Source organism: Rhodospirillales bacterium, from assembly GCA_028824295.1.
Classification (GTDB): domain Bacteria; phylum Pseudomonadota; class Alphaproteobacteria; order TMED109; family TMED109; genus VXPW01.
The window spans coordinates 82,100-101,140 of the sequence record JAPPED010000008.1; the positions used below are offsets into that span (position 1 = coordinate 82,100).

General features: G+C 66.8%; 19 protein-coding genes and 3 tRNA genes. 18 read left to right on the top strand and 4 right to left on the bottom strand.

The window, feature by feature from the left end; all coding sequences use genetic code 11:
- Window positions 1-98: 98 nt before the first annotated feature.
- Window positions 99-635: a hypothetical protein gene (locus OXH60_04835; GenBank protein ID MDE0711445.1), complete on the bottom strand. Its 537-nt coding sequence runs from the start codon at window positions 633-635 to the stop codon at window positions 99-101.
- Window positions 636-771: 136 nt separating this feature from the next.
- On the opposite strand from OXH60_04835, the gene OXH60_04840 reads away from it, so the two are divergent.
- From OXH60_04840 to OXH60_04850, 3 genes are read left to right on the top strand one after another with little or no spacing between them, the layout of a single operon-like run.
- Window positions 772-1,923 (top strand): transposase family protein, encoded by a 1,152-nt coding sequence (locus tag OXH60_04840; GenBank protein ID MDE0711446.1) that lies wholly within the window; start codon window positions 772-774, stop codon window positions 1,921-1,923.
- Window positions 1,907-3,055, top strand: a complete 1,149-nt coding sequence (locus OXH60_04845; GenBank protein MDE0711447.1) for an AAA family ATPase — start codon at window positions 1,907-1,909, stop codon at window positions 3,053-3,055. Before OXH60_04840 ends, OXH60_04845 begins: the two co-directional genes overlap by 17 nt.
- Window positions 3,055-4,020, top strand: coding sequence for a TniQ family protein (locus OXH60_04850; protein ID MDE0711448.1), 966 nt, complete (start codon window positions 3,055-3,057; stop codon window positions 4,018-4,020). The genes OXH60_04845 and OXH60_04850 overlap by 1 nt, the downstream gene beginning before the upstream one ends.
- Before the next feature lie 474 nt (window positions 4,021-4,494).
- Here the strand turns inward: OXH60_04850 and OXH60_04855 are convergent.
- The 3 genes from OXH60_04855 to OXH60_04865 form a co-directional block, all read right to left on the bottom strand.
- Window positions 4,495-4,568: transfer RNA gene (locus OXH60_04855), tRNA-Gly, on the bottom strand.
- Window positions 4,569-4,610: 42 nt separating this feature from the next.
- A tRNA-Tyr gene (locus tag OXH60_04860) sits at window positions 4,611-4,697 on the bottom strand.
- Between the two features lie 204 nt (window positions 4,698-4,901).
- A complete protein-coding gene (locus OXH60_04865; GenBank protein ID MDE0711449.1) occupies window positions 4,902-6,305 on the bottom strand; it encodes an ammonium transporter in 1,404 nt (467 codons plus the stop codon).
- Window positions 6,306-6,817: 512 nt separating this feature from the next.
- Here OXH60_04865 and rpsM point away from each other — a divergent pair.
- From rpsM to nuoH, 15 genes are all read left to right on the top strand, one after another.
- Window positions 6,818-7,189: a 30S ribosomal protein S13 gene (gene rpsM / locus OXH60_04870; protein ID MDE0711450.1), complete on the top strand. Its 372-nt coding sequence runs from the start codon at window positions 6,818-6,820 to the stop codon at window positions 7,187-7,189.
- A gap of 41 nt (window positions 7,190-7,230) precedes the next feature.
- Window positions 7,231-7,614 (top strand): 30S ribosomal protein S11, encoded by a 384-nt coding sequence (gene rpsK, locus OXH60_04875; protein ID MDE0711451.1) that lies wholly within the window; start codon window positions 7,231-7,233, stop codon window positions 7,612-7,614.
- Between the two features lie 85 nt (window positions 7,615-7,699).
- Window positions 7,700-8,746, top strand: coding sequence for a DNA-directed RNA polymerase subunit alpha (locus OXH60_04880; protein MDE0711452.1), 1,047 nt, complete (start codon window positions 7,700-7,702; stop codon window positions 8,744-8,746).
- Between the two features lie 19 nt (window positions 8,747-8,765).
- Entirely contained in the window at window positions 8,766-9,254 is a 489-nt protein-coding gene (gene rplQ, locus OXH60_04885) for a 50S ribosomal protein L17 (protein MDE0711453.1), read from the top strand.
- Between the two features lie 123 nt (window positions 9,255-9,377).
- Window positions 9,378-10,634, top strand: coding sequence for a replication-associated recombination protein A (locus tag OXH60_04890; GenBank protein ID MDE0711454.1), 1,257 nt, complete (start codon window positions 9,378-9,380; stop codon window positions 10,632-10,634).
- A 185-nt stretch (window positions 10,635-10,819) separates the two neighbouring features.
- The gene (locus OXH60_04895; GenBank protein MDE0711455.1) at window positions 10,820-11,092 is read left to right on the top strand and encodes an HU family DNA-binding protein; all 273 of its coding nucleotides are present in this window, start codon (window positions 10,820-10,822) and stop codon (window positions 11,090-11,092) included.
- 302 nt (window positions 11,093-11,394) lie between these two features.
- A tRNA-Asp gene (locus OXH60_04900) sits at window positions 11,395-11,472 on the top strand.
- An 18-nt stretch (window positions 11,473-11,490) separates the two neighbouring features.
- On the top strand, window positions 11,491-11,856 hold the full coding sequence (locus OXH60_04905) for an NADH-quinone oxidoreductase subunit A (protein ID MDE0711456.1): 366 nt from the start codon (window positions 11,491-11,493) through the stop codon (window positions 11,854-11,856).
- The gene (locus OXH60_04910; GenBank protein ID MDE0711457.1) at window positions 11,847-12,356 is read left to right on the top strand and encodes an NADH-quinone oxidoreductase subunit B; all 510 of its coding nucleotides are present in this window, start codon (window positions 11,847-11,849) and stop codon (window positions 12,354-12,356) included. The genes OXH60_04905 and OXH60_04910 overlap by 10 nt, the downstream gene beginning before the upstream one ends.
- Window positions 12,357-12,411: 55 nt before the next feature.
- Complete coding sequence (locus OXH60_04915; protein ID MDE0711458.1) at window positions 12,412-13,032, top strand: NADH-quinone oxidoreductase subunit C; 621 nt, start codon at window positions 12,412-12,414, stop codon at window positions 13,030-13,032.
- Window positions 13,025-14,203: an NADH-quinone oxidoreductase subunit D gene (locus tag OXH60_04920; protein MDE0711459.1), complete on the top strand. Its 1,179-nt coding sequence runs from the start codon at window positions 13,025-13,027 to the stop codon at window positions 14,201-14,203. Before OXH60_04915 ends, OXH60_04920 begins: the two co-directional genes overlap by 8 nt.
- The gene (locus tag OXH60_04925) at window positions 14,200-14,706 is read left to right on the top strand and encodes an NAD(P)H-dependent oxidoreductase subunit E (protein MDE0711460.1); all 507 of its coding nucleotides are present in this window, start codon (window positions 14,200-14,202) and stop codon (window positions 14,704-14,706) included. The genes OXH60_04920 and OXH60_04925 overlap by 4 nt, the downstream gene beginning before the upstream one ends.
- Window positions 14,687-15,991 carry an NADH-quinone oxidoreductase subunit NuoF gene (gene nuoF / locus OXH60_04930; protein ID MDE0711461.1) on the top strand — a complete coding sequence of 435 codons (1,305 nt, stop codon included), beginning with the start codon at window positions 14,687-14,689 and terminating at the stop codon, window positions 15,989-15,991. Before OXH60_04925 ends, nuoF begins: the two co-directional genes overlap by 20 nt.
- Window positions 15,992-15,999: 8 nt before the next feature.
- A complete protein-coding gene (gene nuoG / locus OXH60_04935; protein ID MDE0711462.1) occupies window positions 16,000-18,042 on the top strand; it encodes an NADH-quinone oxidoreductase subunit NuoG in 2,043 nt (680 codons plus the stop codon).
- Window positions 18,035-19,036 carry an NADH-quinone oxidoreductase subunit NuoH gene (gene nuoH, locus OXH60_04940; protein ID MDE0711463.1) on the top strand — a complete coding sequence of 334 codons (1,002 nt, stop codon included), beginning with the start codon at window positions 18,035-18,037 and terminating at the stop codon, window positions 19,034-19,036. The genes nuoG and nuoH overlap by 8 nt, the downstream gene beginning before the upstream one ends.
- Window positions 19,037-19,041: the final 5 nt, after the last annotated feature.

Consider the following 19,041-nt stretch of genomic DNA (forward strand, 5'->3'; position numbering starts at 1 on the left):
AGTTGCGCGGAACAGCGGTGCAGACGGCGGAGGCAGCGATCCGGAGGATCGGGACAAACGTCCCGGTGATCCAGTGCCGTTGGCTGATGCGTTGCCCGTCAGTCCCCGGCGCCGGCCGCCGTGCCGAAGGGTCCGTCGAGGTCGTCGGCGAACCGGGCCATCGCCGCGGGGGTGTCGAGCCCCGCAGCGAGATCGGGCTCGCCCGTCTCGGTGAGCGGCGGCGTGGGTTCGTCCCGTGCCGCGGCCCGGGCCTGCTGCCAGCTGGCTTCCCAGGTGGCGCGCCCGTCGCGGGCGGCGTCCGCGATCGCCCACACCAGCCCGTCGGCGTACGCACGTTCCGCCGGGTTCGGGTCGCGGCTGAGCATGCCGAAGTGGTACTCCACGGCGAGCTGCTCCGCCCGGTTCTGGACGATCGTCACGACCGTTCCCGAGGTCCACGGGTCGCCGATCGCGTAGAAGTGGCGCAGCGTCCCCGGGCTCTCAATCTTTGTCGCCATCTCGGCCACCGTGCCGGTGATGTGGTGCTGCAGGCGGCCGATGTACTCGGCTTGCCGCCACGTCTTGATCGTCCGTACGCCGTCAAGCCCGGGCTCCGCCAGCGGATGTCGCGGTCGCCGACCTGTCCGCGGACCCACATGGCGAGGGTCCAGCGCCGGAGCGCCCCGTCCCAGGGCGCCGCGCGCAGGCAATGCGGCCCGGCCGTCGACCGGCCTGCCGGCGGGGCGGTTGGGCGATTGGCCGTTCCACCGGGGCCAGTTTGACGGGTCCGTAATGGACGGGATCGTCAAGTGGTACGAGGAGGTCGTCGGCGGCAAGCCGTGGCCTGACCGGCCCCGGATGCTGATTGCAGTTGATGGCTATTCGCGCGCGGTGCTCGCTTGGTGCATTTGTTTCCTGAACGAATCCGGCGAGATGGCGCTGCTGGTGATCCGGGATCTGGTGCGGCGCCATCATCGGGTTCCCGATATCTCGCTGTTCGACAACGGGAGCGGCTTCATCTCGGGTGTGCTGCGCCGGGTGCTGGTCGGCGCCTGCAGACGCACGGTGGCATTCCGGCCGCCGCACGCTCCGAAGTTCTCCGGGCAGGTGGAACGCGCGTTCCGGGAGCACCAGGACCAGTTGCTGCGGAACATGGCCGGCTACACCGGTCGGCTTCGCAAGCGCCGCATGGTGACGAAGAAATTTGATCCCCGCCAGGATGCGGTCTGGGGCCTGGATGGTCTCATGCGGCTGACCGCGGCGTTTTTTGCCCTCTACAACGACACGGTCAACACGGAAATCGGCATGACGCCGAACCAGGCGCTGGAAGAGGGCTGGAAGCTCCGCGGGCTGCGGACAGACCAGAAGCTCGTGTACGACGAGCAGTTCCGCAGGGCGACGCTGCCGTCCACCAGCAGGGAGCACGTGCTCGACCCGCAGAAGGGGTTCTATTTCCTGGGCAATCGCTACCGGAACCCGGCCGCCAGCGGACGGTTCACCAGGAAACCCGTGCACGAGCGCAGCTTCTATCTGCGGTTCGATCCCGAGGATGCGGCCGTCGTCTTTGCCCGGATCAAGGGCAGGCTCGAGGCGTTCCGCTGCGATGCGGCGGATCGGCTGGACGCCTTTGCGGTGCCCGGGGATCGACGCCTGGTCTCGCTCACGATGCCCATTGAGAAACGCGACGCCCGCCGTGAAGAACGGCTCGGCAATGATCGCTTGACGGACATGCTGGACGCCATCGACGAAGCCCAGGAAGAGACGGCGCGTACCCGCCGGGAAGAACTGGAGAGGCATTCGTCGGACGACCCCGCGCGCTGGTTGGCCGGCGATGAGGCGGCCGGCGGGATGGAACCGGAGGATGGCGAGCCCCGCCATCCCCTGGCTTACCTGGACAAGACGGACGACGACGAAGGCGAGGTGAACGATGCCGACGCCGGTTGACGTGGGCGTAGCCCTCGCGCAATTCGACGGCACTTCGCTCGAACACTTGCATCGTCGCAGGGCGTTGAAGGCGCTGCGAGCCTTCTACAGGTCCCCCGCCCGGATCGGCTTCCTGACCGGACCCGAGCAGTCCGGCAAGTCGGACGTGGCCCGCGTTTTTGCCGAGCGCACCAATCGGAAAGCCGGGCGGGAGGCGATGCCGGTGCTGGTGGCGCGCGCGACTGGGCTGTGCGGGACGGTGTTCCAACCGGACCAGCTCGTCAGGGAATTTGCGCTCGCGGCAAAGGTCCCGGCGCTCGAGCACCTGTGCGCGCCGCCGCAGCAGGTAGAGAACCTGTTCGGGCAGACCCACATCGTGCCGCGCCTGCCGAAGGGGTCCCAGCGGGAACGGACCGAGGTGATGTGCGCGGCCTTGCGGAATGCCGTGGCGTATCGGCAAGTGGACCTGCTGGTCGTGGACCAGATCGAGCGGATTTTCTCCGAGGATCGGCCGCGGCACTTGGTGCGGTACCGCTACGTCGAGGAGATCGCCGAGCAGACCGGCGTCCGGATGTTGCTGGTCGGACGTGATTCCCTGGTGGCGTCGGTCCTGGCGTCCGTGCAGGCCTTGGGGCCGCCTCCGGTCGTGCGTTTGCCGCGCTACGCCGACTTGCGCGAGGGATCCGGATACGAGCAATTCCGGTCGTTCGCACAGAAGCTCCTGGATGACGTCCCGGGAATCACGATGGAACCCATCGACCATCAGGCGATGGGCAGGTTGCACGCCAAGTGTTTGGGGTGTCCCGGGCTGTTGGCGAACTTGGTTCGCGAAGCGCTGTCCGACGCTCTCCCCGCAGGGCTGTTTCGTTCAGCGATATTGCGCGTTGACGACGTGGTCCGGAAGGGCCAGCCGGCGACGTACCTGCGTGCCCGGTTGCAAGCGATCCAGGAAGGCGAGGAAGCCATCAGGCGTTATGTCGAGGTGCAGCCGCACGATGAGCTGATCCTCCAGCAGGAACTGGGCCTGACCCCGCGAAAGCAAGCTCCCCGGAACTCGACCAGGACCCCGAAATGGGCCGCCGGCGGCAACGCCATTCACCGGCGCAAGGTTGGCGAGCATACGCCGAGGCGCATCAGGCCGGATTCCGCCTGATGGTCCCGCATTTGTTTCCGGTCCCGCCGATCGGGGTGGGGACGCCCGGTGTGGAAAGCCTGCCCGGGTACGTTTCGCGGCTTGCTGGCGAACACATGCTGCAGCCGCACTTTCTCTTTCGCGAACTCCAGAGAGTTTGCCCAGATTTCGACGACGGCTTGCTGGATCCGAAGTTCTTCGCCACGGATGCGCGCCGCGTCGACGGCACGTTCGGTGCCGGCCCGAAGCTTGCGGATGTGCTGGCAGGTGCGACCGGTGTGGCGGACGTGCAGACGCTCGGCATGCGGCGATGGCATGACGTTCTCGATCCCAAGCACAAATCGTTGTTCAAGCCTGTTCGGTCGTGGTGCCCGGAGTGCCACGCGGAAAGGGCCATGAACGGGGAACCACCGTACGAGCCCTTGCTGTGGCACATCGATGGCGTGATGCACTGCCACGCGCACCGGACGAGATTGCGGACGGAATGTCCCAGTTGCGGGTCTGCTCAGCCGATGCTGGCGCAGTACGGATGGCTGTTCACGTGCCCGGTATGCGACGGCGCTCTGGCGGCGGCGGGAAGCGATGATCGCAGCGTGCAGGAACTGGGTCCGGAGGAGCGTTTTCGCATGGACGCGGTCGGACGGCTGTTGGCACGCCACAACGCGGGTGAGCCGCGGCCGACCAGAGCCGGGTTCGTGCAGCGCCTGCACGAGGCATGGGACATGCACGGTTCCGAACTTGGGCGGACGAACCCGACGCTGAAGCGCTCGGTGCGGGACAACGTGTACCGCTGGCGGCAACCGCGGCATCGACCGACGCTCGGGGGTGTGCTGCGCTTCTCGCGCTGTACCGACGTGGACCTGGTGTGGTTGCTGGACGGCCATGGCGGCATGCATTGGACCCCTGGCGGCGGAGGCGGTGCGGCCCTGGAAGACGTAGCTCCTTTTCCTCTGCCGGCAGGCGCGTCAGGCGTGACCATGCGCTGATTGCCGGTGCACTCGGTCGCCTCTTGGAGAGCGGCTCGAGGCCTGTTTCAGCGGCGGCTGCGGCGCAGCGTCTTCGCGTGAGCCTGGGTTATCTCCAGTACCGTTTTCCGGACGAACTGCGAGAGCTGCGAGCACGCTGGCGCGCTGAAAAAAAGGCTGCGAAGCGCCGGAAGGTTCGCCGGGAGGCTGAGCGCGTGCGGGAAGTCGCGGCAAGACTCGCTCGGGCAGGCATTGAACCTACGCGCTGGAGGGTGTCGAAGGTCCTGTACCCCGAAGCCCGCCGGAGGAATCTGGACCCTGAAACCGCGAAACAGCTGGGCCGAGTCAGGTCAGGGCTGCCGCCGGAGTGATAGGCCTCCTGCCGAGGCTGCGTGTGGCAACCGAAAGTTTGCAAGCTGCGTGGCAATCAAATGTTTGCAAAAATTGAAAACAATTATTGTGTTGTACAGCACGGTCTGTGAGGGAAGTAAGGGCTGGAGCGGGTGATGGGAATCGAACCCACGTAACTAGCTTGGAAGGCTAGGGCTCTACCATTGAGCTACACCCGCATCGTGCCGTTTGAACGCGGTTGTCCCCAACCGATTGCTGGATGGTGCAGGGGGTAGGATTCGAACCCACGTAGACGTAACGTCGCCAGATTTACAGTCTGGTGCCTTTAACCACTCGGCCACCCCTGCATCACGACCTTGGTCTCCGACCATCGTTGCAGGCCACAGTGCATCCTCGGTGTTATGCCAGAAATGCTAAGGGCCTGCAAAATGGAACGTCGGCACGGACGACCGGTCACGGAAATGCCGCAGGGCCAGCGCGAGACCGGAGAATTGGCCGCTTTGCCGGCGACGGCTTCACCTGACAGCCGGCCGGCGCCCCCGGCGTCGGATTTACTGGCCGGCGGCCCTCATGTCGTCTTCGTCAGGCATGAGCATGAACTCGGGGTACGCCTCGATGCCAAGCTCCGCTACGTCCTGCCCCAGTCCCTCGACCCGTGCCGAGACCCGCACGCCGATGAGGAGATCCAGCGCCTTCCAGACGACAAACGAAGTAACGAACACAAACGCACCGATCGCCACGATTCCGGTCAACTGCACGAGGAAGTCGCCGCCTGCCGCAATGCAGACGGCCAGCGTCCCCCAGATCCCCGCCACCAGGTGCGCCGGCACCGCACCGACCACGTCATCGAGTTTCAGGGTTTCCATCAGGCGCATGGCCGCGGCGCACACGAAACCACCGACCCCGCCGATCAGTACTGCCCAGTAATGATCGACGAAATCGGGACCGGCAGTGACGGCGACCAGACCGGCAATGGCCCCGTTGAGGCCGGCAAGCAGATCGACGCGGCCGAGCAGCGGCCTGGAGACGGCAATTGCGACGATCACGCCGGCCGCACCCCCCAGCGTGGTGTTGACGAGAACGATGCTCATCGCGACCGCGTCGCTGGCACCAGCCACCGCGAGCTGCGATCCGCCGTTAAATCCGAACCAGCCCATCCAGAGAATGAACACGCCCAGCGTCACGGCCACCACATTCGAAGGGGGGGTCGGCTTCACGGTTCCGTCCGGGCGAAACTTGTGCAGCCGCGCGCCGATCACGTAGATGCCTGCAAGCGCGGCCCACCCGCCGGTCGAGTGGACGATGGTAGACCCGGCAAAATCCTGGAAGCCCATCTCCGACAGCCAACCGCCGCCCCACGTCCAGGCGCCGACAATCGGATAAATGACGCCGGTCAGGAGTAGGGTGAACGCGAAGAACGTCCACAACTTGACCCGCTCGGCGATCGCTCCGGACACGATCGATGCGGTTGTCGCCACGAAGACCATCTGGAAGAACCAGTCCGACATCGTGGAGTAGCCGGCCTTGACGACGGCCGCCTCGGCATCCGCCTGCTGGGCGAGCAGGGCAATCTCTTCGGCCGACGACCCGTACAGCAGCTTGAGGGTTCCTGCGAACTGGCCGACGTCCGTATACATCAGGTTGTAGCCGATGAAATAGAACGCGAGGCCCGCGATAGAGTAGAGACCGATATTCTTCAGGCAGATGACTGACGCGTTCTTGGTGCGAACGGAGCCGGCCTCCAGCATCGTGAACCCGGCGCACATCCACATCACCAACACGCCCCAAATCAGGAACGAAAAGGTATTGAGGACGAAATCGGTGGCAGCATCTGCGGCTGCAAGCGCGCCGGTCGGACAAAGAACAGCGAGTCCGGCCGCTGTGACGGCAACGAGGGGCATCCGGGCACCGGTACCGTGGATATCGTCAGGAAGGGTTGACAAGTCTCGCTTCATGCTGCGACCTCCACTCCGGCCATGGCTGAATGTGTGTTGGCGGGAACCCCTCCAGGCACGGCTAACCTCCGCTTTACACCGGGTAAAACGCAGGTACTGTCACTTGGCGTCGGACAGTACACTGCGCGTTGGTGGGTGGCAACACAGGTTCCGGGCCCCGTGCGTCAGATCGGCCTCCCGTGCGGGTTGGAGCCTTGGCGGATGCGGTTGCGCACGATGGGTATCCATGTGTCAAGAGCCTTGCTATCACTGGTTTTCGCCCGTGCCCACCACGCTCCGTTCCTCGTGCGCTTTAACTTGCTGAACAGGCCCGTCGATACCGCAGTGGGCTCCAGCGTTTTTGACGATGCGGGATGCCGGACCTAACTTGAAGCAGCGGTAGGCACGCTGCAGTCCGCCGCACTCGCGTGAGCATGCCGCCACGCCGTTGACGGCGCGGGTGCAGGGCTTATGCTTGCGAGGTTCCCGCCCATCGCAGGGCGCGGTTCTTGCTGCATCTCGGAGATTTTGCGGTGGCTCGGTTGGCCGGTGTCAATGTGCCCTCGGAAAAGAGGGTGGATTTCGCGCTCACGCACATTTACGGCGTCGGTCGGACGACAGCCCGGCGAATCCGTGAGCAGGCCGGCCTGTCCGAGGAGAAGCGGGTCCGTGATCTCACCGAGGCGGAACTCGGGCGCGTGCGGGAAATCGTTGACCGTATGCCGATGATCGAGGGTTCGTTGCGCCGTGAGCAGGCGATGCAGATCAAGCGCCTGATGGACCTCGGTTGCTATCGGGGTTTGCGGCATCGGCGGGGGCTGCCGGTCAACGGCCAGCGCACTCACACCAATGCCCGAACCCGGAAGGGAAGGGCGCGACCCGTAACCGGCAAGAAGAAGGCCTGAGTCCGCGGGTCCTGTCTGGCATTTCAACGGAGTGACGCGATATGGCTCGCGAACGTCGTCGGCGCAAGCAACGAAAGAACATTACCGCTGCAGTCGCGCACGTGAGTGCCACCTTCAATAACACGATCATCACCATCACCGACCACCAGGGCAACACGCTCGCGTGGTCGTCTGCGGGTGAGCGCGAGTTCTCGGGTTCGCGCAAGGCCACCCCGTATGCGTCGCAGATGGCCGCTGAGGCAGTCGGCCGCAAGGCGCAGGAGCACGGGGTGAAGACCCTCGAGGTCGAAGTGCGCGGCCCAGGGTCCGGTCGGGAATCTGCGCTGCGGGCCCTGCAGAGTACCGGCTTCGTGATCACCGCCATCCGCGACGTCACGCCGATCCCCCACAACGGTTGCCGTCCGCCGAAACGTCGCCGGGTCTGACGCGAGTCAGCATGCGGAGACCGACGAGCCTGCTCCGGCCGGGCGGGGGCGCAACGTCCGTCACCAATCAGGAGACACCATTCGCATGAGCGATTTCAGGTTGGGTTCCGAACACTTGATCAGTCCATCGGCCGTCGATGTTCGGCCGGGCGCCGATCCGTCGCGCAAGGCGACGCTCGTCATCGAGCCCCTGGAACGTGGTTTCGGACTCACGCTTGGGAACGCGCTCCGCCGCGTGCTGCTTTCCTCGCTGCCAGGCTCCGCGGTCACCGCCATTCGCATCGAAGGGGTGCTGCACGAGTTCTCGTCGATCCCCGGGGTGCGCGAGGACGTCATCGATCTCATCCTGAACGTGAAGGCGATCATCCTCCGGACCCATTCCGAGCGGCCGCGCCATCTGGAATTGCGCGTGAAGGGCCCGAACACCGTGACCGCCGGCATGATCACGCCGACGGCGGATGTCGAGATTGTCAATCCCGATCTCGTCCTCTGTCATCTCGACGACGGAGCCGAACTGATCATGGAACTCACGGTTGCGTCCGGGAAGGGCTACGTGCCAGCGGCGCAGAACCGACCGGAGAACGTCTCGGTCGGCCTGATCCCGGTCGATGCCATCTACAGCCCGATCCGCACGGTGGCCTACCAGGTCCAGAACACCCGGGTGGGGCAGGTGACCGACTACGACAGCCTGTCGCTCACGGTAGAAACCGACGGCACCCTGACTCCGTCCGAAGCGGTCGAGCGGGCCGCGCGCACGCTGAACGATCAGCTCGGAATTTTCATCACCAGCGGAACCATGGCCACGGCTCGACCCGCCGCCGCGGTCACCCCGGAGGTCACGGCGTCGCTCAATCCCCATCTTCTCAAGAAGGTCGAGGAGCTGGAACTCTCCGTGCGGGCGGCCAACTGCCTGAAGAACGACAACATCGTCTATGTCGGCGACCTTGTCCGCAAGACCGAAGAAGATCTCCGGAAAACCCCCAATTTCGGTGCGCGCTCGATGAACGAAATCCGGGACGTGCTGAAGACCATGGGCCTCTCGTTCGGGATGCAGGTGACCGACTGGCCCCCCGAGAACATCGAGGAACTGGTTCAGGCCCAGGCCGATGCGCGCCTGGCACGCATGCGCTGAACGGGCCCGGAGTAACGACATGAGACACCGGCACAGCGGCCGCAAGCTCAACCGCACGAGTGCCCACCGCAAGGCCGCGTTCAAGAATCTGGCGGCCGCGCTGATCAGGCACGAGCGAATTCGAACGACCCTACCCAAGGCCAAGGAACTCCGGCCGATCGTGGAACGGCTGATTACGCTCGCCAAGCAGGACACGCTGCACGCCCGGCGGAACGCGATTTCCCGCCTGCCGCGCGATGCCGACATCGCGAAACTCTTCGGCCCGCTGTCCGAGCGCTTCGCGAGTCGCCCCGGGGGCTACACCCGGATCGTCCGGGCCGGGCACCGGTACGGTGACGCGGCGGACATGGCCTACATCGAGTTCGTCGACCGGACCCCGGCAGTGCGGACCGTGGCCGCGGAAGAGACGCCCCGCCCGCCCGAAACGCCGAGCGCAGCGCCCGAGCCGACCGAGGCCGACAAGGGCCCGTGGTGGCGCCGGCTGGGGTTCAACCGGCAGAACGACTGATGGGGTGATGCCGGCGGCGGCCAGCATGCCGCACAGCGCATTCGGGGCAGGCGTGCGCTGACGGATCTGTTCGAGGCGGCCGGACTGGAGTCAGCGGCCCCGGAGCGACCGCTGGCCGACCGGATGCGTCCGCGCCAGCTCGCGGACCTCGTCGGACAAGCGCATTTGGTGGAAGGCGACGGCCCGATCGCGTCGATGGTGTCCACCGGTGCGATCCGGTCGGCCATCCTTTGGGGCCCGCCGGGCACGGGCAAGACCACCATCGGCCGGCTGCTCGCCACGGCCGGCAATCTCGATCTGGTTCAGGTCTCCGCAGTCGGCCAGGGTGTGCAAACCCTCCGGAAGGCCTTTGCCGACGCTGCCGAGCGGCGGAGCGAAGGGCGGGGGACCCTGCTCTTCGTCGACGAGATTCACCGATTCAACCGAACCCAGCAGGACGCGCTGCTGCCGGCCGTCGAGGACGGCACCGTCACCTTGGTCGGTGCGACCACCGAGAACCCCTCCTTCGAGGTGGGGGCGGCGCTGCTGTCTCGGTGTCGGGTGCTCACGCTGAGGCGGCTGGACGACTCGGCGCTTGCGGAACTGCTGGAGCGCGCGGAGCACCGCCTTGGCGGGCCGCTGGCGTTGGAGCCGGAAGCCAGGACGGCGCTGATCAACATGGCCGACGGCGATGGCCGGATCCTGATCAACCTCGCCGAGGACCTTGGGGCGGACCCTCCGCCGGCGCCGCTCGACCGGGCGGCCCTGCGGACCCGTGTCCAGGCGCGGTCCCTTCTCTATGACCGCAAGGGTGACCAGCACTACGACCTGATCAGCGCCCTGCACAAGTCGGTCCGCGGGTCGGATCCGGACGCCTCACTGTACTGGCTGGCGCGCATGCTGGCGGCCGGCGAGAATCCCCGGTACGTGGGGCGCCGCCTGATCCGGATGGCCTCGGAAGATATCGGACTCGCCGCTCCGGACGCACTGGCCCGGGCGATCGCCGCCTTCGATGCCTACGAACGACTGGGCTCTCCCGAGGGCGAGCTGGCGTTGGCGCAGGCGACCATCGAGCTGGCCTGTGCGCCAAAATCCAACGCCGCGTACACCGCCTACAGGGCTGCGCTTGATCTGGCGAAGTCCTCGGGGTCCCTGCCGCCGCCACTGCACATCCGGAACGCGCCGACCGCGCTGATGCGGGAACTCGGCTACGGTGCCGGCTACGCCTACGACCATGAAGCTCCCGGCGCGTTTTCCGGTCAGAACTACTTTCCAGACGACATGGAGCGACAAAACCTGTACCGGCCCACCGATCGCGGGCAGGAGCGCGAGATTCGCAAGCGGCTGGACCGCTGGAAGACGCTCCGGTCTAGCCGTCCGTCCCCTGCCGATCTACCATGAGACCAACCGGCAGACCGTGGAAAATGGCGGGTCATCGGGTTCGACGACACGTGCTCGGAACGACGCCAAAGGGCGCCAAATGTGATTAGGTGTCTGAACTCGTTGCAGAACGTGCGCAGCGGGGGTACCTTCCAACGCTTTGGCAGGCGGTGCGGCCTGTGCACCAATCTTGGGGAGATGTTCACTTGAACAAGAGCGAATTCGTGGCCAAAGTGGCCGCCGAAACCGGATTCAGCCAAGCTGATGCTGGCCGCGCTGTAGAGTCGGTCCTGAGCGGCATCGCCAATACGCTGTCTGCGGGAAGCGAAGCCCGGATCGCCGGATTTGGGACCTTCGCCGTTTCATCGCGCGGGGCGCGCATGGGGCGGAACCCGCGCACTGGCGAGTCGATCGAAATCAAGGCGTCCAAGTCGGTCCGATTTCGCCCGGCCAAGGCGCTGAAGGACGCTGTCAACTAGGTGACACTGGGCCGATGTCCGCGTGTGGTGGCCATCCGCACCCGGACGATGCACCGACGGGTGCGAACGGCCCGGCTTCGGCGGCCATTGGCCGGTGTCGGTTGCAGGCGCGCCTGAAGGTTGAACCTGCCGGGCCGGCACGGGCTGCCACCGGAGTTTCTGGCTACGCCGCGGCCTTCGTGGACCCTCGCGGACCGGGAAGCCGAGATCCCCGACCTCATGGGTTCACGAAAACGGTTGACACCTTTCGGCCGCAATCCTAGAACGTACGGGGACAACCCCGGCAGCCTGTCCGTTCGGATGGGGGTGTAGCTCAGCTTGGTTAGAGCGCTGGCTTGTCACGCCAGAGGTCGCGGGTTCAAGTCCCGTCACTCCCGCCATTATGCGAACTCGGGTCCATGAACGCGTTTTTGGCGGACTATCTCCCCATCGCCCTGTTCTTTGTCGTGGCGGGTGCCATCGGCGGCGCCATGGCCATGGCGGCCTGGCTGATCGCGCCGCAACGCCCGGACCCCGAGAAGCTCTCGTCGTACGAGTGCGGATTTGCGCCGTTCGACGATGCGCGCGGCCGGTTCGACGTGCGCTTCTACCTGGTGGCCATCCTGTTCATCATTTTCGATCTGGAGATCGCCTTCCTGTTTCCCTGGGCCCTGGCCCTCGGTGACATCGGGCTGTACGGGTTCGGGTCGATGATGGTCTTCCTGGCGCTGCTGACGGCCGGTTTCGTCTACGAATGGCGAAAGGGAGCGCTGGAATGGGAGTAGGCGCGCCGACTCTGGCCAATCCGCTCGCCGACGGTCTTTCGGACCGGGGGTTCGTCGTGACCCAGCTGGACCGCCTCGTCAATTGGGCGCGCACCGGCTCGCTGTGGCCAATGTCGTTTGGCCTCGCTTGTTGCGCCGTCGAAATGATGCACGCCGGTGCCAGCCGCTACGACCTTGACCGGTTTGGCGTAGTGTTCCGGCCGAGTCCGCGCCAGTCAGACGTGATGATCGTGGCCGGCACCCTTACCAACAAGATGGCGCCCGCACTCCGCAAGGTGTACGACCAGATGGCGGAACCCCGCTGGGTGATCTCCATGGGGAGCTGCGCCAACGGCGGAGGGTACTACCACTACTCGTATTCGGTCGTCCGCGGCTGCGACCGGATCGTGCCGGTGGATGTGTACGTGCCCGGCTGCCCGCCGACGGCAGAGGCGCTCCTGTACGGCATCCTCCAACTGCAGAAGAAGATCCGGCGCACCGGGAGGGTCAAGGGGGCGTGAACGCGGTCGGGGCGGCGCGTAGGACGCGATGCCTGAACCCTTGCCAGGAGCTGGTATGAGCGAGTTCTCCGAGGGCGCCGACCCCGGGCGCGCGCACGCGGCCCTGCTGTCCGCCGTCCAGCGCGACTTTCCCGCGGCGCGGGGCCAGTCCCGATTCGGCGACGATGAACTTCAGGTCGCCGTACCGGACATCGCGCAGGTGCTGGCCTACCTGCGGGACGAGCCGGGCCTCCGGTTTACCCAGTTGGTGGATCTCTGCGCGGTGGACTATCCCGAACGATCAAGCCGCTTCGAGGTGGTGTACCACCTGCTCAGCGTGGTGCATAACCGGCGGGTCCGGGTGAAGGTCGCCGTGCCTGAGGACACTCCCGTCCCGTCGGTGGTGGAAGTATTCCCGGCCGCCGGGTGGTACGAGCGCGAAGTCTGGGACCTGTTCGGCATTGCCTTTGACGGCCACCCCGATCTGCGGCGAATCCTGACGGACTACGGTTTTCAGGGTCATCCGTTGCGGCGCGACTTCCCCCTGTCGGGCAAGGTTGAGGTGCGGTACGACGACGGACTGAAGCGCGTCGTGTACGAGCCGGTCCATTTGCCCCAGGCGTTTCGGGAGTTCGACTTCGAGAGCCCTTGGGAGGGAGCGCCGCCGGCCGCTCCGGAGGATCCGGAGCATGACTGACGTCCAGATCCAGAACCTGACGCTGAACTTCGGGCCCCAGCATCCGGCCGCCCACGGGGTGCTGCGTCTGGTGCTCGAGATGGACGGGGAGGTCGTGGAGCGGGCCGATCCGCACATCGGGCTGCTTCATCGCGGCACCGAAAAACTGATCGAGCACAAGACCTACGTGCAGGCGATTCCCTATTTCGACCGGCTCGACTACGTGTCGCCGATGGCGCAGGAGCATGCCTTCGTGCTCGCCGCGGAACGCCTGCTGGAACTCGATATTCCCCCGCGTGCGCGGTACCTGCGCGTCCTGTTCGACGAGATCACGCGGGTCCTCAACCACGCGCTGCAGATCGGGGCGCAGGCGCTCGACCTTGGCGCCACCACACCGTTCCTGTGGCTGTTCGAGGAACGCGAGAAACTGATGGGGTTCTACGAGGCGGCCTCGGGTGCCCGGCTGCATGCCGCCTACTACCGGGTGGGCGGGGTCCATCGGGACCTCCCGCCCGGTCTCACGGACGAGATCCTGACGTGGGCCGACGGCTTCGAGACGATCCTGGCGGACGTCGAGGAGCTGCTGAGTGAGAACCGGATCTTCCGCCAGCGCACCGTCGACATCGGCGTGGTCACGGCCAAGGACGCACTGGCGTGGGGCTTCACCGGACCGATGATCCGGGGATCCGGGATCGCCTGGGACCTGCGGCGCGCCCAGCCCTACGAGGTCTACGCGGACCTCGACTTCAAGGTGCCCGTGGGCACGAACGGCGACTGCTTCGACCGCTATCTCCTGCGGCTGGAAGAGATGCGCCAGAGCGTCGGCCTGATCCGCCAGTGCATCGCCCGCCTGCCGGCCGGGCCAGTGCTCGCCGGCAATCCCCGGATCCGGCCACCTGCGCGCGGCGACATGAAACATTCGATGGAGGCGTTGATCGCGCATTTCAAGCTGTTCACGGAAGGCGTGCGCGTGCCCGAGGGCGAGGTCTACGCGGCGGTCGAGGCGCCCAAGGGAGAGTTCGGCGTCTATCTCGTGGCCGACGGCGGCAGTCGGCCGTACCGGTGCCATATCCGGGCGCCGGGTTTCGCGCACCTGCAGGGCCTCGACGCCATGGTCCGCGGGCACCAGCTGGCCGACGTGGTGGCCTGCATCGCGTCGCTGGACATCGTCTTCGGGGAGGTCGACCGATGACCGGAGGCGCCGATCTCTTTCCCGGCCCGGACCGGGACGAGGCCGAGCGGATTCTCGGCAGGTACCCGCAGGAGCACCGCCAGAGCGCCGTGCTGCCGCTCCTGGACCTCGCGCAGCGACGGCACGGCGGCTGGTTGCCGGCCGCGGTCGTCGACGCGGTGGGCGACTATCTCGGCATGCCATCGATGCGGGTGCGGGAACTGGTCACGTTCTACTCGATGTTCCACGACCGGCCGGTCGGCCGGTATCTGGTGCAGGTGTGCCGCACGACGCCGTGCTGGCTCCGGGGCAGCGACGAGGTGCTTGCCGCCGCCCGGCACGAGCTCGGCATCGCGCCCGGCGAGACCACGCCGGACGGCGACTTCACTTTGATCGAGGTGGAGTGTCTCGGTGCCTGCGCGGACGCGCCGGTCGTCCAGATCAACGACGATTTCCACGAACGCCTGGACGGCGGGCAGATGCGCGCCTGGATCCAGGCCCATCGTGGCCCAAAGGACGGCTGAAGCCGTGCGCGACGCCGACCGGGTCTTCCCGAATCTCGACGGGACCGCGGACCCCGGCCTTGAAGCCGCCCGGCGGCGCGGCGACTGGGAGGACACCCGGGCGCTGATCCGCCGCGGCCGCGAGGCCATCCAGGGCACGATCCGTGATTCCGGCCTTCGGGGCCGGGGCGGGGCGGGCTTTTCGACGGGCCTCAAGTGGTCGTTCATGCCGAAGGAACCCGCCCCCGTCCGGCCTCACTACCTGATCGTGAACGCCGACGAGAGCGAGCCGGGGACCTGCAAGGACCGCGAGATCCTGCGGCACGAACCGCACAAACTGATCGAGGGGACGTTGCTGGCCGGGGTCGGCATCAGCGCGCACACCGCCTATATCTACGTCCGGGGCGAATTCGAGGCGGAGCGGCGCTGCCTCGAGGCGGCAATCACGGAATGCTACGCGGCCGGACTGCTCGGGCCGGACGCCTGCGGATCGGGTCACGACTTCGACATCCACGTCCACCGGGGGGCGGGTGCCTACATCTGCGGCGAGGAGACCGGACTGATCGAGAGCCTGGAGGGCAAGAAGGGGTTTCCGCGGCTCAAGCCGCCGTTCCCGGCAAGCGCCGGCCTCTGGGGCTATCCCACGACCGTGAACAACGTCGAGACGATCGCCGCGGTGCCGGCGATTCTGCGGCGCGGGGCGCCCTGGTTCGGCGGTATCGGCCGCCCGCAGAACACCGGTACCAAGCTGTTCTGCCTGTCCGGGCACGTGGAACGCCCGTGCACGGTGGAGGCGGAGATGGGCATCCCGCTCCGCGAACTAATCGAGCAGTACGGCGGCGGCGTCCGCGGCGGCTGGGACAACCTATTGGGGGTGATCCCCGGCGGTTCCAGCACCAAGGTGCTGCCGGCGTCCGCGTGCGACAACCTGCAGATGGACTTTGATGGGCTGCGCGAGGCCGGCAGTGCGCTGGGCACGGCGGGCGTCATCGTGATGGATCGCACCACCGACATCGTGGCGGCGATCGCGCGGCTGTCCCACTTCTACTGGCACGAAAGCTGCGGTCAGTGCACCCCATGCCGGGAGGGGACCGGCTGGGTGTCGCGGATCATGGACCGGTTCGTGGCCGGAGAGGCCGCGCCATCGGATCTCGATACGCTCGAGTCCGTGTGCGCGCAGATCGAGGGACACACCATCTGCGCCCTGGGTGACGCGGCCGCGTGGCCCGTGCAGGGCCTCCTGACGCACTTCCGCGACGAACTGGAACAGCGCGTCGCCGGAAGCTCCCGCTTCCTTGCCGCCTGAGACGCTCGATGCCCAAGCTGAGCATTGACGGAACCGAGGTCGAGGTCGCCGACGGCACCACGGTCCTCCGGGCCTGCGAGCAGGCGGGTGTCGAGATCCCGAGGTTCTGTTTTCACGAACGCCTGTCGATCGCGGGCAACTGCCGCATGTGCCTGGTGGAGCAGGTCGGCGTCCCCAAACCGGTGGCGAGCTGCGCCATGCCGGTGGCGGAGGGGATGCAGATCCTGACGCAGTCCGAGCGCGTGCAGGCGGCGCGCGAGGGCGTGATGGAATTCCTGCTCGTGAACCATCCGCTGGACTGTCCGATCTGCGATCAGGGTGGCGAATGCGATCTGCAGGACCAGGCCCTCTACTACGGGCGGGTCCGGAGCCGCTTCCGGGAAGCCAAGCGCGCCGTGTCGGACAAGGATTTTGGCCCGCTCGTCAAGACGGTCATGACCCGGTGCATCCACTGCACGCGGTGCGTCCGGTTCATGGATGAAGTGGCCGGCGTCCCGGAACTCGGCACCATGGGCCGCGGCGAAGACATGGAGATCGTGGCCGCGCTCGAGGGATGCCTGCACAGCGAGCTGGCCGGCAACGTCGTGGACCTGTGTCCGGTCGGCGCACTGACCTCGAAGCCGTACGCTTTTGCGGCCCGTCCCTGGGAGCTGTCCCATACCGAAAGCGTCGACGTCCTGGACGGCACCGGATCGGCGATCCGGATCGATGCACGGGACGGCCGGGTGCTCCGCGTGCTGCCGCGGGTCAACGAGGACATCAACGAGGAATGGATCGGCGACCGGTCGCGCCATGCCGTCGACGGATTGGCCGTGCGGCGACTGGATCAGCCGTGGCTGCGGCAGAACGGGGCGTTCGAGCCGGTGACCTGGGACGTTGCCCTTGCGGCGGTGGCAACAGCGCTGCAGGACGCAGCGGCCGCCCGGACCGCTCTGCTGGCCGGCGATCTGGTCGGGCTGGAGGGCATGGCGGCGCTGGCCGACCTGATGCGCCAGCGCGGTGTCGCCAGCGTGGACTGCCGCCAGGATGGGGGTGCGTTCGGGTCCGGGAAGCCGGCCTCGTGGCGTTTCAACGCGACCATTGCCGGAATCGACCGGGCGGATGCGATCCTGTTGGTCGGCACCAATCCCCGCCGCGAAGCTCCCGTGATCAACGCCCGGATCCGCAAGCGCTGGCGTGCGACCGGCATTCCGGTCGCCCGGATCGGCCCGGCGACCGACCTGACCTACCCGGTGACCGAACTTGGCAACGGTCCAGACGCTCTCGCCGAGCTTGCGCTGGGGACGCATCCGTTCGCAGCGGCGTTGGGGCAGGCCCGGCATCCCCTGATCGTCGTGGGTTCGGGCGCCCTGGCACGCGCAGACGGGGCCGTCATCCTCGGCCTGGCCCGGCAGGTGGCCGAAGCCGCGGATGCCGCCCGCGCCGACTGGAACGGATTTTCGGTGCTGCAGCGGTGCGCCGCGCGCGCGGGCGGTCTGGAGCTTGGCGTGGTGCCTGCCGAGGGCGGGCTCGATGCGCGGGGCATGGTGAGCGCGGCGAACGAGGGCGGGCTCGATTTCATGTACCTTCTGGGCGCCGATGAAATCGATCCGGAAGCCTTCCGGGACACGTTCACCGTCTACCAGGGACATCATGCCGATCGCGGCGCGCGCTACGCTGACGTACTGCTTCCGGCGGCGGCGTACACCGAGCAGGAAGCCACCTACGTCAACACCGAGGGCCGGCCGCAACGGGCTCGGCCGGCCCATCCGCCTCCGGGCGACGCCCGACCGGACTGGAAGATTCCCGTGGCATTGGCGGCGCGGATGGGGACACCGCTGCCCTACGATTCGCTGGCGGGGCTCTGGCGCTGGATCGAGGCGGCGCACCCGCATCTGACGGCGATCGACCAGGTGCCGCCGCCGGCGCCGCTGACGTCCTTCGGGAATGCGGGCGGCGAACTGGATGGAGCGCCGTTCGCGGAAGTGGTTCCCGACTACTACCGCACCTGCCCGATCAGCCGGGCCTCGGCCACCATGGCTGCCTGTGCCCGGGCCGTCGCCGATGCTTGATGCCGTCCTGACGATCCTGCAGGTGACGCTCGGCATCCTGTTGGTCGTGGTGCCGCTGCTCGTGTGCATCGCCTACCTGACCCTTGCGGAGCGCAAGGTCATCGCCGCTGCCCATCGGCGTCGCGGTCCGAACGTCGTGGGGCCGTTCGGCCTGCTGCAGCCGTTCGCTGACGGTCTCAAGCTGCTGGCTAAGGAGATCGTCATCCCGTCCCGCGCCAACCGGGTGGTGTTCGTGCTGGCCCCGGTCGTGACGTTTACGCTCAGCCTCGCCGCCTGGGCGGTCATCCCGGTGAGCGAACAGCTGGTGCTGGCCAACATCAATGTCGGGGTGCTGTACCTGTTCGCGATCTCGTCGCTCGCGATCTACGGCATCATCATGGCCGGCTGGGCGAGCAACTCGAAGTACCCGTTTCTGGGCGCCCTCCGGTCGGCGGCCCAGATGGTCTCCTACGAGGTGTCCATCGGCTTCGTGATCGTGACTGTCGTGCTCTGCGCTGGGTCGCTTAACTTGACCGAGATCGTGCAGGCACAGGAACGCATCTGGTACGTGGTACCCCTGCTTCCCATGGCCGTGGTGTTCTTCATTTCCGCATTGGCCGAGACCAACCGCGCGCCCTTCGATCTGCCCGAGGACGAGGCGGCGCTGGTGGCGGGGTACGCCACCGAGTACTCGTCCATGCTGTTCGTCATGTTTTTCTTGGGCGAATACGCCTCCATGATTCTCATGAGCGCGATGGGAACGATCCTGTTCTTGGGCGGCTGGCTGCCGGTGCCGGGAACGGAGGTGCTGCCGGTCCCGGGCATCGTCTGGTTTGCCCTCAAGACCGCGTTCCTGCTGTTCGTGTTCCTGTGGGTGCGCGCCACCTTACCCAGGTACCGTTACGACCAGCTGATGCGGATCGGCTGGAAGGTCTTCCTGCCGCTGACGCTGGCCTGGGTGGTGTTGACGTCCGCCGTGCTGGTGGCGTTCGACTGGCTGCCGGAAAGGGTGTGATCCGA